Annotated in this window: 16 protein-coding genes and 1 pseudogene; 10 read left to right on the top strand and 7 right to left on the bottom strand. The window is 71.6% G+C overall.

Translation table 11 applies throughout. The features are described from left to right. Positions 1–74: 74 nt before the first annotated feature. Genes ACZ4WH_RS04580 through ACZ4WH_RS04570 form a run of 3 tightly spaced genes read left to right on the top strand, consistent with a single transcriptional unit; the run spans position 75 to position 2,991 of the window. Complete coding sequence (locus ACZ4WH_RS04580; protein WP_468176533.1) at positions 75–1,700, top strand: purine-cytosine permease family protein; 1,626 nt, start codon at positions 75–77, stop codon at positions 1,698–1,700. Continuing rightward, the gene (locus ACZ4WH_RS04575) at positions 1,697–2,284 is read left to right on the top strand and encodes a cysteine hydrolase family protein (RefSeq protein WP_468176531.1); all 588 of its coding nucleotides are present in this window, start codon (positions 1,697–1,699) and stop codon (positions 2,282–2,284) included. Before ACZ4WH_RS04580 ends, ACZ4WH_RS04575 begins: the two co-directional genes overlap by 4 nt. Beyond that, a complete protein-coding gene (locus ACZ4WH_RS04570; RefSeq protein ID WP_468176529.1) occupies positions 2,281–2,991 on the top strand; it encodes a GntR family transcriptional regulator in 711 nt (236 codons plus the stop codon). The genes ACZ4WH_RS04575 and ACZ4WH_RS04570 overlap by 4 nt, the downstream gene beginning before the upstream one ends. 31 nt (positions 2,992–3,022) lie before the next feature. Here ACZ4WH_RS04570 and ACZ4WH_RS04565 read toward each other — a convergent pair. Continuing rightward, positions 3,023–3,151: pseudogene (locus ACZ4WH_RS04565) on the bottom strand (alpha-L-fucosidase); the annotation flags it as partial. A 277-nt stretch (positions 3,152–3,428) separates the two neighbouring features. Here ACZ4WH_RS04565 and ACZ4WH_RS04560 point away from each other — a divergent pair. Both ACZ4WH_RS04560 and pqqB read left to right on the top strand, forming a co-directional pair. Further along, positions 3,429–3,827 carry an SseB family protein gene (locus ACZ4WH_RS04560; RefSeq protein ID WP_366764711.1) on the top strand — a complete coding sequence of 133 codons (399 nt, stop codon included), beginning with the start codon at positions 3,429–3,431 and terminating at the stop codon, positions 3,825–3,827. 181 nt (positions 3,828–4,008) lie between these two features. Further along, complete coding sequence (gene pqqB, locus ACZ4WH_RS04555; protein ID WP_468176526.1) at positions 4,009–4,905, top strand: pyrroloquinoline quinone biosynthesis protein PqqB; 897 nt, start codon at positions 4,009–4,011, stop codon at positions 4,903–4,905. A gap of 30 nt (positions 4,906–4,935) precedes the next feature. Here the strand turns inward: pqqB and ACZ4WH_RS04550 are convergent, their stop codons facing one another. Beyond that, entirely contained in the window at positions 4,936–5,334 is a 399-nt protein-coding gene (locus tag ACZ4WH_RS04550) for a MarR family winged helix-turn-helix transcriptional regulator (protein WP_468176524.1), read from the bottom strand. Positions 5,335–5,408: 74 nt separating this feature from the next. Beyond that, a complete protein-coding gene (locus ACZ4WH_RS04545) occupies positions 5,409–5,759 on the bottom strand; it encodes a VOC family protein (protein ID WP_468176522.1) in 351 nt (116 codons plus the stop codon). 243 nt (positions 5,760–6,002) lie between these two features. Here ACZ4WH_RS04545 and ACZ4WH_RS04540 point away from each other — a divergent pair, with 243 nt between their 5' ends. Continuing rightward, positions 6,003–6,224 (top strand): hypothetical protein, encoded by a 222-nt coding sequence (locus ACZ4WH_RS04540; protein WP_468176520.1) that lies wholly within the window; start codon positions 6,003–6,005, stop codon positions 6,222–6,224. Here the strand turns inward: ACZ4WH_RS04540 and ACZ4WH_RS04535 are convergent. Genes ACZ4WH_RS04535 through ACZ4WH_RS04520 form a run of 4 tightly spaced genes read right to left on the bottom strand, consistent with a single transcriptional unit; the run spans position 6,205 to position 10,374 of the window. Beyond that, entirely contained in the window at positions 6,205–7,236 is a 1,032-nt protein-coding gene (locus tag ACZ4WH_RS04535) for a LacI family DNA-binding transcriptional regulator (protein WP_468176518.1), read from the bottom strand. The genes ACZ4WH_RS04540 and ACZ4WH_RS04535 overlap by 20 nt on opposite strands. Then, on the bottom strand, positions 7,233–8,138 hold the full coding sequence (locus ACZ4WH_RS04530; protein ID WP_468176516.1) for a carbohydrate ABC transporter permease: 906 nt from the start codon (positions 8,136–8,138) through the stop codon (positions 7,233–7,235). The genes ACZ4WH_RS04535 and ACZ4WH_RS04530 overlap by 4 nt, the downstream gene beginning before the upstream one ends. After that, the gene (locus ACZ4WH_RS04525; RefSeq protein ID WP_468176514.1) at positions 8,135–9,061 is read right to left on the bottom strand and encodes a carbohydrate ABC transporter permease; all 927 of its coding nucleotides are present in this window, start codon (positions 9,059–9,061) and stop codon (positions 8,135–8,137) included. Before ACZ4WH_RS04525 ends, ACZ4WH_RS04530 begins: the two co-directional genes overlap by 4 nt. Continuing rightward, positions 9,058–10,374: an ABC transporter substrate-binding protein gene (locus ACZ4WH_RS04520; RefSeq protein ID WP_468176512.1), complete on the bottom strand. Its 1,317-nt coding sequence runs from the start codon at positions 10,372–10,374 to the stop codon at positions 9,058–9,060. The genes ACZ4WH_RS04525 and ACZ4WH_RS04520 overlap by 4 nt, the downstream gene beginning before the upstream one ends. Before the next feature lie 236 nt (positions 10,375–10,610). Here ACZ4WH_RS04520 and ACZ4WH_RS04515 point away from each other — a divergent pair, with 236 nt between their 5' ends. From ACZ4WH_RS04515 to ACZ4WH_RS04500, 4 genes are all read left to right on the top strand, one after another. Continuing rightward, positions 10,611–12,632 (top strand): beta-galactosidase, encoded by a 2,022-nt coding sequence (locus ACZ4WH_RS04515; RefSeq protein WP_468176510.1) that lies wholly within the window; start codon positions 10,611–10,613, stop codon positions 12,630–12,632. Between the two features lie 108 nt (positions 12,633–12,740). Continuing rightward, a complete protein-coding gene (locus ACZ4WH_RS04510) occupies positions 12,741–14,303 on the top strand; it encodes a glycoside hydrolase family 53 protein (protein WP_468176508.1) in 1,563 nt (520 codons plus the stop codon). 190 nt (positions 14,304–14,493) lie between these two features. After that, a complete protein-coding gene (locus tag ACZ4WH_RS04505; RefSeq protein ID WP_468176506.1) occupies positions 14,494–14,781 on the top strand; it encodes a helix-turn-helix domain-containing protein in 288 nt (95 codons plus the stop codon). Positions 14,782–14,835: 54 nt separating this feature from the next. Continuing rightward, positions 14,836–15,795 (top strand): SMP-30/gluconolactonase/LRE family protein, encoded by a 960-nt coding sequence (locus tag ACZ4WH_RS04500; RefSeq protein WP_468176504.1) that lies wholly within the window; start codon positions 14,836–14,838, stop codon positions 15,793–15,795. Positions 15,796–15,847: the final 52 nt, after the last annotated feature.

Below are 15,847 nucleotides of genomic sequence, written 5' to 3'. Positions count from 1 at the left end.
TCGCCTTGACGCCCCCTGGGGGCAGACCTAGCTTGATCGGACACGTCTGGACAGGTAGGGCAGGTGGCTCGGCGATGACGCACCCGCACGACCCTCTCGACAGCGGAGCCACCGGCCCTCTCGGCAGCGGAGCCACCGGCCCTCTCGGCAGCGGAGCCACCGGCCCTCTCGGCAGCGGAGCCACCGGCCCTCTCGACAGTGGAGCCGCCGATCCTCTCGGCAGCGGAGCCACCGGCCGTCCCCTCCACGTGGAGACGCACGGGCTCGACGTGATCGCGGACTCGGAGCGCCGGGGCACCCCGCGCTCCCTCTTCTGGCCCTGGTTCGGCGCGAACGTCTCCGTGCTGGGCCTCAGCTACGGCGCCTTCGCGTTCGGCTTCGGCATCTCCTTCTGGCAGGCCCTCGCCTCCGGTGTGCTCGGCATCGCCGTCTCCTTCCTGCTGTGCGGTTTCATCGCGGTCGCCGGGAAGCGCGGCTCGGCCCCCACCATGGTGCTCAGCCGGGCCGCCTACGGCGTGCGCGGCAACCGGCTGCCGTCCGTCGTTTCCTGGATGCTCACCGTCGGCTGGGAGACCGTCCTCGCCGCGCTGGCCACGATGGCCACCGCGACCGTCTTCAACAGCCTCGGCTGGGGCGGCGGCACCGAGACCAAGGCGGTCGCCCTCATGGTGGTGGCCGCGCTGACCGTCGTCGGCGGGGTCATGGGCTTCGACCTGATCATGCGGCTCCAGACCTGGATCACCCTGATCACCGGAGTGCTCACGATCGTCTACGTCATCCTGGTCGCCGACCACATCCACTGGAGCACGGTCGACGCGATCCCGGCGGGCTCGGCACAGGAGTTCATCGGCGCGCTGGTGTTCATGATGACCGGCTTCGGCCTCGGCTGGGTCAACGCCGCCGCCGACTACTCCCGCTACCTGCCCCGGGACTCCTCCAGCCGGGGCGTGATCGGCTGGACCGCGTTCGGCGGCTCCCTGGCCCCGCTGGTCCTGCTGGTCTTCGGCCTGCTGCTTGCCGGTTCCTCCGCGGAGCTGAGCAAGGCCATCGCGGCCGACCCGATCGGCGCGCTGGCGACGCTCCTGCCGACCTGGTTCCTGGTGCCGTTCGCCATGGTCGCCGTCCTCGGCCTGGTCGGCGGCGCCGTCCTCGACATCTACTCCTCCGGCCTGGCCCTGCTCTCGGCGGGCCTGCGGGTACCCCGCTATCTGGCCGCGTTCTTCGACGGCGTGCTGATGATCGCCGGCGCGATCTACATCGTGTTCTTCACCGACACCTTCCTCGCCCAGTTCATGGGCTTCCTCACCACCCTCGGCGTGCCCATCGCCGCCTGGGCCGGCGTGATGCTCGCCGACCTGGCCCTGCGCCGCCGCGACTACGACGACGGCGACCTGTTCCGCCCGCACGGCCGCTACGGCGGTGTCTCCCTCCTCCCGCTGACCCTCACCCTCACCGCCACGGCCGTCGGCTGGGGCCTGGTCACGAACAGCGCCGCGCGCTGGCTGACCTGGCAGGGATACCTGCTGGAGCCGTTCGGCCTCGGCGGCAGGACCGGCGCCTGGGCCTACGCCAACCTGGGCGTCCTCGTCGCCCTGGCACTCGCCTTCCTCGGCACGCTCCTGCTGGGCCGGGGCCGGGTCCGCACCCAGGAGGCCCGGGAACCGAGCCAGGCGCTCGACGCAGGGGTGCTGAACCCATGAGCGCCGGACACCCCGACGCCCGGGCCCCTCGCACGAGCCCCGGACACCTCGCCGTCATCGACATGCAGCGCGTCTTCGCCGACCCGGAGAGCCCCTGGGCCACCCCCCGGTACGCCGACGCGGCAGCCGGCGTACGCGCCCTGCTGCCGGCCTTCGCCGGCCGCGTCACCTTCACCCGCTTCCTGGCCCCCGCACGGCCGGCCGGTGCCTGGCGCGCCTACTACGACCAGTGGCCCTTCGCCCGCCGGCCCCCGGACGCCGGCCTCTGGGCACTGACCGACGAGTTCACCGGCCTCGCGGACCACGTCCTGGACACCACCACCTTCGGCAAATGGACCCCCGAACTCGCCGCCCGGACCGGCCCGGACGGCCGCCTGGTGCTGGCCGGCGTCAGCACCGACTGCTGCGTGCTCTCCACCGCCCTCGCCGCCGCGGACGCAGGCGCGGAGGTGCTGGTCGTGGCGGACGCCTGCGCCGGCGTGGACGACGACTCCCACCTCAAGGCCCTACAGATCATGGAGCTGTACCGGCCGCTGGTCCGGGTCACCACCATCGACGACCTGCTCGCGGAGGCCCGGCCGTGACCGGCGTCCCGCTCAAGCACCAGCGGATCAGCCGGATCCTCGCCCGTGAGATCCGCACGGGCGGCCGTCCGGCGGGCGAGCGGCTGCCCGGCGAACACGCCCTCGCCGAGCGGTTCGGCGTCAGCCGTACGACGATCCGCGCGGCCCTCGCCGAACTGACCGAGCAGGGCCTGATCACCACCCGCACCGGCAAGGGCTCCTACGTCCTCTTCGACGCCGGCCCGCCGGACGACGGACCCGGCTGGGCCCGGGCCCTGGCCCTGCGGGACGTGGACGACACCGTGCGGACCCTCGCCGTACGCGAGACGCGCGACAGCGCGCTGGCCGCCGAACTCGGCCTGGAGAAGGACGCGTTCGTGTGCGTGGAGCGCACCCGGGAACTGGTCGCGGACGGGACCGTGCTGTCGTACGAGCGCAGCCTCCTGCCGCCCGTCCCCGGCATCTGTGAGCTGCCCGCCCGGGGCCTCGGGCAGGAGCCGCTCACCGAAGGTGCTGCGGCGGGCCGGGCTGCGGCCCGACCACGGGGAGCAGCGGGTGTCCGGGCGCCGGATCGACGCCCGGGAGGCCGAGCTGCTGCGGCGCGCGCGCCAGGGGACTGGTTCCTGACCACCCGCCGCACCAGCCGAGCGGCCGACGGCACCTTCGCCGAGCACGCCGTCGGCCTGCTCGACCCCGACCACTTCGAACTGACCCTCACCTTCGGCTGAGCCGCCGGCGGCCGGGTGGGCGCCCTCCGCGTCAGGTGCGCCCCGCACCCCGGTAGAGATCCAGCTCCCCATCGAGTTCCACGGCGAGCACCGTGGCGTACTCGTCCACGTCCGCCGGCGCCGGCGCGTCGAGCCAGGTCACCCCCGGTACGTCGTGCAGTTGCATCGGCACGCGGCCACGCTGGAGCGGGACGCGCGGGCGTGGGCGGCGACGAGCAGCACTGGTCGTCCGCATCTACTGGTCGCATCGCTCCTACTGGTAGTGCTGCGCTGACCTGGTCGTTCCGCATGCGTCGCCCGGTCCACCGCCTCGTCACCGGACCTCCCGGCGATCCCCACGCATGCCGGGGACCCCACCGGGTACGCGAGGCGGGAGCCCGTCCGGGCACCAGCCCGCCCGGACGGCCCGTACGACCGCCGCTACCTGGGGATCAGCCATGGAGACACCCGCACACGACACCCAGCCGACGCCGGCCCAGCAGGCACTGGACGCGCTGGCCGAGAACGCCGAGGACCAGGCCGCCCTGGACACCCTCGCCCACAGTGACGTACTCGTCCCGGTACCGGACGACGCGGTGGACGGCGAGGGCGCCGACGCCTCTACGGTGGCCCTGCCCGTCCTGGAACAGCCCGGTGGCGACCCGGTCGTCCCGGTGTTCACCACGGAGGGCGAGATGGCCGAGCTGCTGCCGTTCGTCTCGCGCTACCGCCTGATCCCGCTCGGCGCGCTGGCCGCCCAGTGGCCCGAGGGAGACCTCTCCCTGGCCATCGACGGCAGCTCCGCGCACGGGCTGACCCTCACCTCACAGGGGGTTCGCACCCTGCTGGTCCGGTGATCCGACACTCCTGAGGGCGCGGAAGCCCGGCGCGCGCCCCCTCGTCACGGGCGCCCGCGCGCACCACCCCAGGCCTCGCGGTCCAGGACGGCCGGAACTGCTCCCCCTTCGCCGGTAGTCACCCGCCCCTCCGGCGGGAAGATCCCAGCGGGAGACGAGTCGGGCGAGCGCGAAGGAGCCGATGGTCGTGAGGGTCGTCCTGCTGGGCACCGCCGCCGGCGGCGGCTTCCCGCAGTGGAACTGCGCCTGCGCGTTGTGCGTCGCGGCCCGGGAGGGCAAGCTGCCGTCCCGTACGCAGGAGTGCGCCGCCGTCACCGGCAACGGCCGCGACTGGTGGCTGCTGAACGCGTCCCCCGACCTGCGGACGCAGCTCACCGCCACCCGAGCCCTGTGGCCCGGCCCCGGACCCCGGGAGACCCCCCTGCGCGGCGTGCTGCTCACCGACGCCGAGGCCGACCATGTGGCGGGCCTGACCGAGTTGCGAGGGGCGGCGGACCTGAAGATCTGCGCCGCGCCCCCGGTGCGCGCCGTCCTCGCCCCCGCCCGCGCCGCCCTGGACCGCTACGCGTCCTGGGAGTGGGCCGACAGCCTGGCCGACGGCGGCTTCGTGCTGGCCGGCGGACTCGTGGTGACCGCCCATCCGGTGGGCGTGAAGATCCCCAAGTACGTACCGGCCCGGGCGCCCGCGCCCGAGGGACCGTGGGTGACGGCGTACCGCGTCGAGGACCTGGCCAGCGGGGGAGTGCTGGTGTACGCGCCCTGTGTCGGCGCCTGGAGTCCCGTCCTGGACGAGCTGTGCGCCGAGGCCGACTGCGTGCTGCTGGACGGCACCTTCTTCGCCGCCGACGAGATGGGCACGGCGGTGCGCTCCGGCGCCGGGCAGGCCGCCATGGGTCATCTGCCGGTCACCGGCCCGCGGGGTTCCCTCGCCGCGCTGGCCCGGCATCCCGGCCCGCGCCGGATCTACACCCACCTCAACAACACCAACCCGCTCCTCGACCCCGCCTCGCCCGCACGCGCGCACGTGGCCGAGTACGGCGCAGAGGTCCTGCCGGACGGGACGGAGCTGGTGCTCTAGACGGCTCGTTCTCCGGGGCGGGTCCGGCGCCTACCCGTCCTGCCCGGCCAGCATCCGCCGCAGGACCTGCCGCTGGACCGGCAGCACCTCGGCGTGCAGTGCCCGGCCCTTGGGAGTGAGCGCGACCCACACCCCGCGCCGGTCCTCCGCGCACACCGAGCGCTCCACCAGACCGTCCTTCTCCAGCCGGCCGATGAGCCGGGACAGCGCGCTCTGGCTGAGATGCACCCGGCCGACCAGGTTCTGCACCCGGCACTGGTCACCCTGCCGCGGCGACTCCGTCGCCAGGATGTCCAGCACCTCGAAGTCGCTGGCGCCCAGCCCGTGCGGATGCAGGGCGCGGTCGATCTCGCACATCGTGCGCGCGTGCACCGCGAGGATGTCCCGCCAGCGTTCTTCGAGCCGGGTCTCGGCCGTCGTGCCTGCCATACCCGCACGGTAGCACCGATCCGGCCAATCGTTGAGTGTGCAACTAGTGCCCGGCGCAGAGGACCGTACCGACGTCAGGCCGTCGGGTCCTGGAGCAGCCCCACGAAGTTGCCGTCGGGGTCCTTCACGAAGGCGATCAGCCGGCCGCCGCCGACGTCCTGCGCGTCCTGGAGCAGCTCGGCGCCGGCCGCCAGCAGCGCCGCGAGCCGCTCCCGAAGGTCCGCCACGTGCCAGTACGGCACCGGCCCGGTCATGCCCTTGGCGTGCCCGTTCGGGTCGAGGCCGACGTCCTGTCCGGCCGCCTTAAAACCGACGTAGTAGGGCTCGTCCGCGTACGGCTCGACGCCCAGCAGCGCGCCGAACAGGGCCTTGGCGCGGTTCAGGTCCTTGACCGGGTAGATGATCGTCTGGAGGCCGGCGGTCATGGTGCTCACTCCTTCGAGATGCGGGACCCGACGGTTCCCCGTCGGTGCTCCCACGCTAGGACCGGGAAGCCCGCCACGGCTTCTCGGATCCTGACCGCTTGCCGCCGTCACTCGCTGTCCAGCACCATGCCCAGGGACCGCGCCCACCCGCCTGCCCCCGCTCCCCAGCGGGCCGCCGGTCCCGGAGAGCACCGGGACCCCGGTGAACCCCCGTGAGGAGGTGGCACTGAGCGGTGTCGAGAAGTGCGCGGCCTCGGTTACCTCGACGAGCGCATCGACGGCCCCCGGCGGTCCGCCGGCGGTGTGGGCTTCACGCTCGACCTGCGGATCATGGGCGGGCACCTGTGCCTGGACGGCACCGTCACCGGCACGGAGACCGCCGTGGTGCCGTACGGCGCGTCGCCGCAGGTCGCGTGCAAGGGGGTGCGCCGGAGCACACCCGACGTCACGTCGAGTCGCGCCTGACCAGCTCCGTCGGCAGGATCACCGCCGCCGGGTCCTCACCGCCGATCTGGGCGAGCAGCACCCGCACCATCTCGTTGCTGATCCGGTCCCACGGCTGCCGGATCGTGGTGAGTGCCGGCGTGGCGGCGGTCGCCGCCGGAGAGTCGTCGAAGCCGCCGACGGCGATGTCCTCCGGCACCCGCTTCCCGGCCCGGTGCAGGGCCGCCAGCACGCCCTGCGCCATCAGGTCCGAGGCGACGAACACGGCGTCCACGTCCGGCGCCTGCGCCAGCAGCCGCTCCGCGCCCGCCTCACCGCTGGCCCGGCTGTAGTCGCCCGAGACGATGAGCCGCTCGTCGGCCGCGACGCCCGCCTCGGCGAGCACCTCCCGGTACCCGGCGAGCCGCTCCACACCACCCGGGGTGTCCAGCGGACCGGTGACCACGCCGATCCGGCGCCGGCCCAGCGACAGCAGATGCCGGACCATGTCCCGGGCGCCGTCCCGGTCGTCGGCGGCCACGTAACTCACCTTCGAGCCGAGCCCGATCGGCTTGCCGCACGCGACCAGCGGCACGCCGGCCTCCCGCAGCTCCTCGGCGACCGGATCGCCGGAGTGGCTGGAGACCAGCAGCACCCCGTCGACGTGCCCGGCGGTGATGTACCGCGTGATGCGCCGCCGTTCGTCCTCGGTGCCCGCCAGCATCAGCAGCAGCGGGATGTCGTGCGCGGCCAGCGCCTGGGTGCAGCCGCGCAGCAGGACGTTGAAGTTGGGGTCCTCGAAGAACCGCTCCTGCGGCTCGGTCAGCAGGAAGCCCACCGAGTCGGAGCGGCCGGTGATCAGCGAGCGGGCGTGCCGGTTCACGACGTAACCGGTCCTGCGGATGGCGGCGTTGACCGCCTCCTGGGCGGCGGGGCTGACGTAGTGGCCGCCGTTGAGCACGCGCGAGACGGTGCCGCGCGAGACGCCTGCCTCGCGCGCCACGTCGTGGATCGTCGGCGGTCTGCGCCTGCCCCCCGTATTGCTCATGGTCATGACTTTACGGCCCCGGACAGCAGGTCGAGGCTCCAGAACCGCTGGATGACCAGGAAGAGGGCGATCAGCGGGAGCACCGCGAGGAACGCGCCCGTGATCACCAGGGTGTACAGCGCGGGCGTGTTGGAGCCCTGCTCCAGCAGCGTGTACAGACCGAGCGTGAGCGGGAACTTCTCGTCGTCGCTCAGCATGATGAACGGCAGCAGGAAGTTGTTCCAGATCGCGACGAACTGGAACAGGAACACCGTGACCATGCCGGGGATCATCATCGGCAGCGCGATCCGGGTGAAGATCCGCCACTCGCTCGCCCCGTCCATCCGCCCGGCCTCCACCACGTCGGCCGGCACGGCGGCGGACGCGTAGATCCGGGCCAGGTAGACGCCGTACGGGGAGAGGATCTGGGGCAGCAGCACGGACAGGTAGGAGTCCGTGAGGTCGGCCTTCGCCAGCAGCAGGTACTGCGGGATCGCGAGGATCACCGGCGGCATCAGCACGCCCGCGAGCAGGACGTTGAACATCGTCTCGCGGCCCTTGAAACGGTAGGTCGCGAGGGCGTAGCCGCTGAACGCCGAGACGGCGGTGGACAGCAGGGCGCCGAGACCGGCGTACAGGGCGGAGTTGCCCATCCACTCCCAGTAGATCCCGCCCCGGTAGGCGTTCAGGTCCGTGAGGTTGTCGGCGAAGCCGGTGCCGGGCAGGAAGGTGAACGTGGAGAACAGTTCGTGTCCGGACTTCGTCGACGCGATCACCACCCAGGCGACCGGAAGCAGCGTGTAGATCGCGCCGAGCAGCAGCGTGACCGTGGGGATCAGCGCGATCCGGCGGCGCAGCGGAGGGCCCTGCGCGGTACCCGGGGTGGTGCCGGCGGCCGGGGCGGCCTTGCGAACGGCGAGAGTGCTCATCCCGCTGCCTCCTGCTTGTTCCGGCGGTTCGCGGCCCGCAGGAAGCCGAACGACAGCAGCAGCGTCACCACGGCGATCAGCGTGGCCTCGGCCGCCGCCGAGTACATGTCGTTGCGGCCGAAGGCGTCCTGGTACACCTTCATCAGCGGACTCCAGGTCGTGCTGACCGAGTTGGTGAGCGGCTTCAGAGTGGTCGGCTCGTTGAACACCTGGAGCGTCGCGATGATCGAGAAGAAGAAGGTCAGCACCAGCGAGGGCGCCACCATCGGAATCTTGATCCGCAGCGCGACCTGCCACGGGGTGGCGCCGTCCAGCTTCGCCGCCTCGTACACCTCGGCCGGGACGGACCTGAGCGAGGTGTAGATGACGATCATGTTGAAGCCGGTGCCGCCCCAGACGGCGATGTTCGACAGGGCGAGATACAGCGGACCGCCGTCCAGCAGGTCCGGCTGCGGCAGGCCCAGCCTGTCGAGCACGAAGTAGAACGGGCTGACGTCCGGCAGGTACAGGAAGCCCCACAGCAGCGCGGCCACCACGCCGGGGACGGCGTACGGCAGGAAGATCGCGAGCCGGGTGAACGGGGCGAGCCGCACCTTCTCGGAGTCCAGCATCAGCGCGAACAGCAGCGCCAGACCGAGCATCATCGGGACGACGACGCAGCCGTAGCCGAGCACGCGCAGCGCGCCGTGCAGCAACTCGCTGTCCTGGAAGGCCTCGGTGTAGTTCTCGAAGCCGGCCCACACCTCCTTGCGGGCGCCCGATCCCAGGCCGAGGCCGGAGACGCGCACCTTGCGGAAGCTGAGCCAGACCGCGTAGCCGATGGGCAGCGCGAAGAAGAGGGCGAACAGGATCGTGGCCGGGAGGAGGAAGCCGTACGGGGCCCCCTTGACCCCGTACGACCTCCGGCTGGTGGAGCCGCTCACCGAGAGACCTCGAAGCCCTGCTTCTGCATGTCGGCGACCGTGTCGTCCTGCATCTTCCTCAGGGCGGCGGTGAAGTCCGCCTTGTTCTTGGCAGCGGCGCCGAAGGCGTCCTTGAAGGACGTGTAGGCGACGTTCACGTTCGGGCCCCACGCGGACGGCGCGGTGGTCTTCGCGATGTCGGCGGCCTTGGTGTAGAAGTCCGCCTGGTTGGAGAAGTACGCTGGCGGGTTGGAGAAGGCGCCGCTGAGCTGGGCCGAGGTGGAGGCCGGGTAGATGCCGCCCTCCTTCGCCAGCGCGTTCAGCGCGTCGTGGTCGGTGTTCAGCCAGGCCGCGAACGTGGCGGCGGCCTCCTGGTGCGTGGAGTCGGTGGTGACCGCCGTCGAGGAACCGCCCCAGCTGCCGGTGACGTCCTGGTCGGCGGACCACTGGGGCAGCGGGGCCATGGCCCACTTGCCCTTGGTGTCCGGCGCCGCCGTGGTCAGCGTGCCGGGCGCCCACACGGCGCTCACCCAGGCGATCTGCTTGCCGGTGTTCAGCGCCTTGTTCCAGGACGGCGTGTACATCGGCTGGTTGTCGATGACGCCCTCCTTGACCAGACCGCCCCAGAACGTGGCGACCTTCCGGGTGGCGGCGTCGTCGATGCCGACCTTCCACCTGTCGCCGGACGTGGTCCACCACTTGGCACCGGCCTGCTGGGCGAGACCCGCGAAGAGACCGGAGTCGTTGGCGGAGAAGGTGGTCAGGTCCTTGTCCGGCGCCTTCTTCTTCAGCCGGCGGGCGGTCTCGGCGAACTGCTCCCAGGTGGTGGGGACCTTGAGGCCGTACCTCTTGAACAGGTCCTCTCGGTAGTAGAACATCATCGGGCCGATGTCCTGCGGCACCGCGTAGACCGCGTCCGTGCCGAGCGTGGTCTGCTGCCAGACGCCCTCGGCGAACTTCTCCCTGACGTCGCCGACCTCCTTGGAGATGTCGGCCAGCGCGTCATTGCTGACCAGTGTCGGCAGCGCCTGGTACTCGGCCTGCACCAGGTCGGGGGCCTTCTTCGCCTTGTGCGCGGTGAGGATCTTGGTGACCAGTGTGTCGCCGGACGCCTGCTTCTTCACCGTGACGGTGATCCGGTCCTTCTTCCCCGGCTCCTTGTTCCACAGGTCCACGACCTTGTCCATGCCGGGTGTCCAGGTCCAGTACGTCAGCGAGACGGGACCCGACTCGGCCTTGCTGCCGTCCTCGGAACCGCAGGCGGCGAGGGCGGTGGCGCCGAGGGACACGGCGACGGCGGTTGTCACGAGGCGACGGCGCTTCGTGTGCGGCATGGTTTCTCCCCTGACCTGGGTCCCCGCCCGCTGCGGGGACCTGCCATGCAGATGTGCACGTTCACATGACCCGGGTGCTCACCCCTCGGGAGCCCCTGCCATGCTTCTGTGAGCGTTCACAGTAGAGAAACATCCCGGACACTTGTCAATGGTTGTTGCTGTGCGATTATGTTGGGCTCGCACCGCCAAAGATGTGTGTGCACGTTCCCAAATGATCGATTTCCCGGGAGAGATCCATGCCGGACACCAGCCCCACCGGCCTCACCAGGCTCGCCTTCGGCGGGGACTACAACCCCGAGCAGTGGCCGGAATCCGTCTGGCAGGAGGACGTACGGCTGATGCGCGAGGCGGGCGTCACGATGGTGAGCGTCGGGATCTTCTCGTGGGCGCTGCTGGAGCCGGCGCCGGGTGAGTACGACTTCGGCTGGCTCGACCGGGTCATCGGCCTCCTGCACGAGAACGGCATCCGCGTCGACCTCGGCACACCCACCGTGGCGCCGCCCGCCTGGTTCTACCGGGCCCACCCCGAGGCCCTGCCGGTCACCGCCGAGGGCACGCGCTACGAGTTCGGCTCGCGCGGCGCGATCTGCCACAGCAACGCCGACTACCGTGCCGCCGCCGCGAACATCACCACCCGGCTCGCCGAGCGCTACGGCGACCACCCGGCGCTCGCCCTGTGGCACGTCCACAACGAGTACGGCGTCCCCGTCTCCGCCTGCTACTGCGAGTCCTGCGCGGACCGGTTCCGCCGCTGGCTCGCGGACACCTACGGCAGTGTGGAGGCCGTCAACGAGGCCTGGGGGACAGCCTTCTGGGGGCAGCGCTACACCGACCTCGCGCAGATCAACCCGCCCCGGGCCACGCCGACCGTCGGCAACCCGGGTCAAGCCCTCGACTACAAGCGCTTCGCCGACGCCACCATCCGGGAGAACTTCCGCGCCGAGCGGGACATCCTGCACCGCCTCTCGCCGGGCGTCCCGGTCACCACCAACTTCATGACCGCGCTCAGCCAGTGCGACTCGATCGACTACTGGGCCTGGGGCCGCGAGGTCGACCTCGTCACCAACGACCACTACCTGATCACCGACGGCCGCCGCACCCACGTCAACCTGGCGATGGCCGCCGACCTCACCCGCTCCGTCGCCGGCGGCGCGCCCTGGCTGCTGCTGGAGCACTCCACCTCCGGCGTCAACTGGCAGCCCCGCAACCCCGCCAAGGCCCCCGGCCAGATGGCCCGCAACTCCCTCGCGCACGTGGCCCGCGGCTCCGAGGGCGCGATGTTCTTCCAGTGGCGCCAGTCCCGGCGCGGCGCCGAGAAGTTCCACTCGGCGATGCTGCCGCACGGCGGCACCGACACCCGCGTCTGGCGCGAGGTGGTCGAACTCGGCGCCTCCGTCGGCGCGTTGAACGAGATCCGGGGCACCCGCACCGAGGCCGACGCGGCCATGCTGTGGGACTGGCAGTCCTGGTGGGCGCAGAACCTCGCCTGGCGCCCCAGCGAGGACCACGACCCGCGCGAGCGCGCCGACTCCTTCTACGAGGCCCTCTACGACCGCCACCTCACGGTCGACTTCGCCCACCCCGAAGCCGACCTGTCGCGGTATCCCCTGGTCGTCGTGCCGGCCCTGTACCTGATGACGGAGGCCGCGGGGAACAACGTCCGCGAGTACGTCGAGAACGGCGGCACGCTCGTGGTGTCGTACTTCTCCGGCATCGTGGACGAGCACGACGCCGTCCACGACGGCGCCTACCCGGGCGCGCTGCGCGATGTCCTCGGGCTCACCGTGGAGGAGTTCTCGCCGCTGCTCAAGGACGAACGGGTGCGCCTGACCGGCCCGGACGGCTCCGAGCTGACCGGGGACGTGTGGACGGAGTTCGTGGTCCCGCGCGGCGCCGAGACCGTGTGGACCTACGCCGACGGGCTCACCGCGGGCCGCCCCGCCGTCACCCGGCACCGGCTCGGCCGGGGCACCGCCTGGTACGTCTCCACCCGCCTCGACGCCCAGGGCCTGGACGCGATCGTCGGCCGGTCGGCCGACGACGCCGGTCTCGCCCCGCGCGCCGACCTGCACCGGGACGTCGAGGTCGTGCGCCGCCGCGGGGAGTCGGGCAGCTACCTCTTCGTCGTCAACCACACCGCAGCCGACACCAAGGTGTCGCTGGACACGCCCGGCACCGAGCTGCTGACGGGCGAACGCGCCGCGGGCCGCCTCGCGGTTCCGGCGGGGGCCGTCCGGGTCGTACGACTCGACGGCTGAGCCGGCTCCCCTCCGCCCGCGTGTGCCACGAGAGCCGTGGGCGGAGGGGTCCTCCTCCAGCGCCACTGGAGGACACCCTCCCCAGTTACGTCGAAGGGACGACGGACGATGAAGTTCCATCCCAGACGCACCATCAGGGCCCTGCTGCTGCCGCTCGCGGCCGGGCTCGCTCTCACCGCCCTGCCCGCCCAGACCGCCCAGGCCGCGAGCACCCTCACCAACGGCGGCCTCGAGTCCGGCGGTTCGGGCGCGGCCACGCCCGCCGGCTGGTCCGAGTACGGCGACACCGGCGCCTCGTACACCGAGCCCGGTGGTCACAGCGGGAGTTACCGCCTCAGCCACTACGCCTCGTCGGCCTACAAGGTGGAGACGTACCAGTACCTGTCCGGGCTGACCAACGGGACCTACACCTTGACGGCGTGGGTCCGGTCCAGTGGAGGGCAGAACGCCGCGTACATGGCGCTCAAGAACTGCGGCAGTCCGGAACAGCACACCGATCTGCCGATATCGTCCAGTGGGTGGATACGGATCGTCACTTCGATCAAGGTCACCAACAACCAGTGCACCATCAGCGTCAACAGTGACGCGAATGCCGGTAACTGGATCAATGTTGACGATCTCACCTTCACATCCGGCACCACCGGCACCTCCATCCATGGCGCCGACATCTCCTCCCTCGCCAAGAGCGAGGCCAAGGGCGGTGTCTACAGGACGAGTTCCGGCACAACCGGAGACGCGCTCTCCGTCCTCAAGTCGTACGGCATGAACTACGCGCGCCTGAAGGTCTGGGTGAACCCCGCCGACGGCTTCAACGACAAGGCGCACCTCCTCGCGACGGCCAAGCGCGTCAAGGCGCAGGGCATGAAGCTCCTGGTGGACTTCCACTACTCGGACAGCTGGGCCGACCCGGGCCAGCAGAACAAGCCGGCCGCATGGACGGGCCATACATACAGTCAGCTGAAGACGGACGTGTACAACCACACGTACGACGTGTTGAACGCCTTGAAGGCTCAAGGCACCACCGCCGACATGGTCCAGGTGGGCAATGAGATCAATGGCGGCATGCTGTGGTCCGAGGGATCGACGAACAACTGGAGCCGGCTGGCCGGGTTGATCAACTCCGGCTACCACGCCGTCAAGGCGGTCAACTCGTCCACCACGGTCGCGCTGCATCTGGCCAAGGGCGGGGACAAGGCGGGCACCGAGTGGTGGTTCGACAACGCGGTCGCGAACGGCGTCAAGTTCGACGCCATCGGCCTGTCGTACTACGGCTACTGGCACGGCCCGCTCTCCGACTTCCAGAGCACGCTGGACGACGCGGCCTCCCGCTACGGCAAGCCGGTGTTCGTCGCCGAGACGGCCTACCCCTTCCGGCTGGACAGCGACGACGCGCTCACCAACCAGATCGACACCACCGGCGAACTGGTCTTGGGCTACCCGGCGACCGTGGCCGGCCAGGCCAGGTGGATGAACGACGTGGCGAGCATCGTGGAGGCCGTCCCCGACGGCCGCGGTCTCGGCGTCTTCTACTGGGAGGCGACCTGGACCGCCGTCACCGGCAACGGCTGGGACCCGACGGACGCCACCTCCGGCAACGGCTGGGAGAACCAGGCCCTGTTCGGCTACGACGACAGGGCGCTGTCCTCCATGACGTGGTTCGGTCACCGCTGAGCCGTCCGTGAAAGGGCCCGGTCGCGCACGGCGGCCGGGCCTCGCCGTGTACCCGGGCGGCGGTGTTCCCGCCCGGTCGCATGGCCGTTCGGTACCGGACAACGGCCGCCGAGTCCCCGACGGGACGGCGTCGCCCGCGCCACAGTGGGAAGACTGCGTACGAGGAGGCCGGGGACGGGAGGGCGGACGGATGATGGGAACTCCCTCGGGCCGCATGCGGCAGACCATCCTGGACTGGCTCAAGGACCCGCCGGCCCACTTCCCGGCCCCGCGCCGCCGCGACCCCGCCGAGACCGGCGTCACCGCGCGGGCCGTCGCCGCCAAGCTGGGCGTGCCCCGCCGCACCGCCCTCGCCCACCTCGACTTCCTCACCCGCCTCGGCGTCCTGCGCACCCGCCGGATCTACGGCCGCACCTACTACCGGCGTGACGAGATCCGCATCGCCGAGGTGGCCCGGATGTTCGAGAAGGGCTGGTGACGGGGACAGCCACGGGGCGGTTGCCGGCAGGGGCACCGACGGAAGGGACCGCACATGGACCGACCCACGGCACTGGTACCGCTCCACTACGTCTCCCTGCGCGCTCGCGGCCCCGAGGACGTCGTCGCCGATCCACACGGGCGCGTGCTGACCGGAGTGGCGGACGGGCGCATCCTCCGCGTCCACCACCTCGGCGACCCGCTCACGGCCCGCACCGAGGTGCTGGCCGAGACCGGTGGCCGTCCCCTCGGGCTCGAACTCCTGCCGGACGGAGACCTCGTGGTGTGCGACGCCGAACGCGGCCTGCTGCGCGTCCGACCGGACGACGGCACCGTCCGGGTCCTCGCCGACACCGTGGCGGGGGAGCGGCTCCGGTTCTGCAGCAACGCCGTCGCCCTGCCCGACGGCACCGTGTACTTCACCGTCTCCAGCCGCCGCTATCCCCTCGGCCGGTGGATCGGCGACATCGTCGAACACACCGGCACCGGACGCCTGCTGCGGCTCGGCCCCGGGGACCGGGAACCCGAAGTCCTGCTGGAGGGCTTGCAGTTCGCCAACGGACTCGCCCTCAGCGCCGACGGCTCCTTCCTGGTGATCGCCGAGACCGGCTCCTGCCGTCTGACCCGCTGCCGGCTCACCGGCCCCCGCGCCGGACACGCCGAGCCCTTCGCCGACCTCCCCGGGATGCCGGACAACCTCTGGCGCGAGGGCCCCGACGGGCCGGTCTGGGTCGCCCTGGCCGGCCCCCGTGTCCCCCCGCTCGACCTGCTGCACCGCACCCCACCCGCGGTCCGCCGCGGCGCCGCCCGGGCCGCCGTCCACGCGCCGTACCGCCCGAGCGGGACCGTCGGTGTCGTCGCCGTCGACGACCGGGGCCGGACCGTCCACCACCTGACCCGCCGGCACTCCGGATTCCGCATGGTCACCAGCGTGTGCGCGGTCGGGGACCACCTGGTGCTCGGCAGCCTCTGGGAGTCCGGTGTGGCGGTCTGCGCCCGGCCTGCCGCCCGCTGAGGCGGCGGTACCCTGGTCCCGGCCTGATCGCCCGCCGGGGCGGGGGCCGAAC

The organism is Streptomyces sp. NPDC029138, assembly GCF_055564375.1.
This window is presented reverse-complemented; position numbering and strand designations above follow the sequence as displayed.

Bases quoted from the DNA above. Each gene is read 5' to 3' on its own strand.
- ACZ4WH_RS04580 (WP_468176533.1), top strand. From the start codon at position 75: ATGACGCACCCGCACGACCCTCTCGACAGCGGAGCCACCGGCCCTCTC.
- ACZ4WH_RS04575 (WP_468176531.1), top strand. From the start codon at position 1,697: ATGAGCGCCGGACACCCCGACGCCCGGGCCCCTCGCACGAGCCCCGGA.
- ACZ4WH_RS04560 (WP_366764711.1), top strand. From the start codon at position 3,429: ATGGAGACACCCGCACACGACACCCAGCCGACGCCGGCCCAGCAGGCA.
- pqqB (WP_468176526.1), top strand. From the start codon at position 4,009: ATGGTCGTGAGGGTCGTCCTGCTGGGCACCGCCGCCGGCGGCGGCTTC.
- ACZ4WH_RS04550 (WP_468176524.1), bottom strand. From the start codon at position 5,334: ATGGCAGGCACGACGGCCGAGACCCGGCTCGAAGAACGCTGGCGGGAC.
- ACZ4WH_RS04545 (WP_468176522.1), bottom strand. From the start codon at position 5,759: ATGACCGCCGGCCTCCAGACGATCATCTACCCGGTCAAGGACCTGAAC.
- ACZ4WH_RS04535 (WP_468176518.1), bottom strand. From the start codon at position 7,236: ATGACCATGAGCAATACGGGGGGCAGGCGCAGACCGCCGACGATCCAC.
- ACZ4WH_RS04530 (WP_468176516.1), bottom strand. From the start codon at position 8,138: ATGAGCACTCTCGCCGTTCGCAAGGCCGCCCCGGCCGCCGGCACCACC.
- ACZ4WH_RS04520 (WP_468176512.1), bottom strand. From the start codon at position 10,374: ATGCCGCACACGAAGCGCCGTCGCCTCGTGACAACCGCCGTCGCCGTG.
- ACZ4WH_RS04515 (WP_468176510.1), top strand. From the start codon at position 10,611: ATGCCGGACACCAGCCCCACCGGCCTCACCAGGCTCGCCTTCGGCGGG.
- ACZ4WH_RS04510 (WP_468176508.1), top strand. From the start codon at position 12,741: ATGAAGTTCCATCCCAGACGCACCATCAGGGCCCTGCTGCTGCCGCTC.
- ACZ4WH_RS04505 (WP_468176506.1), top strand. From the start codon at position 14,494: ATGATGGGAACTCCCTCGGGCCGCATGCGGCAGACCATCCTGGACTGG.
- ACZ4WH_RS04500 (WP_468176504.1), top strand. From the start codon at position 14,836: ATGGACCGACCCACGGCACTGGTACCGCTCCACTACGTCTCCCTGCGC.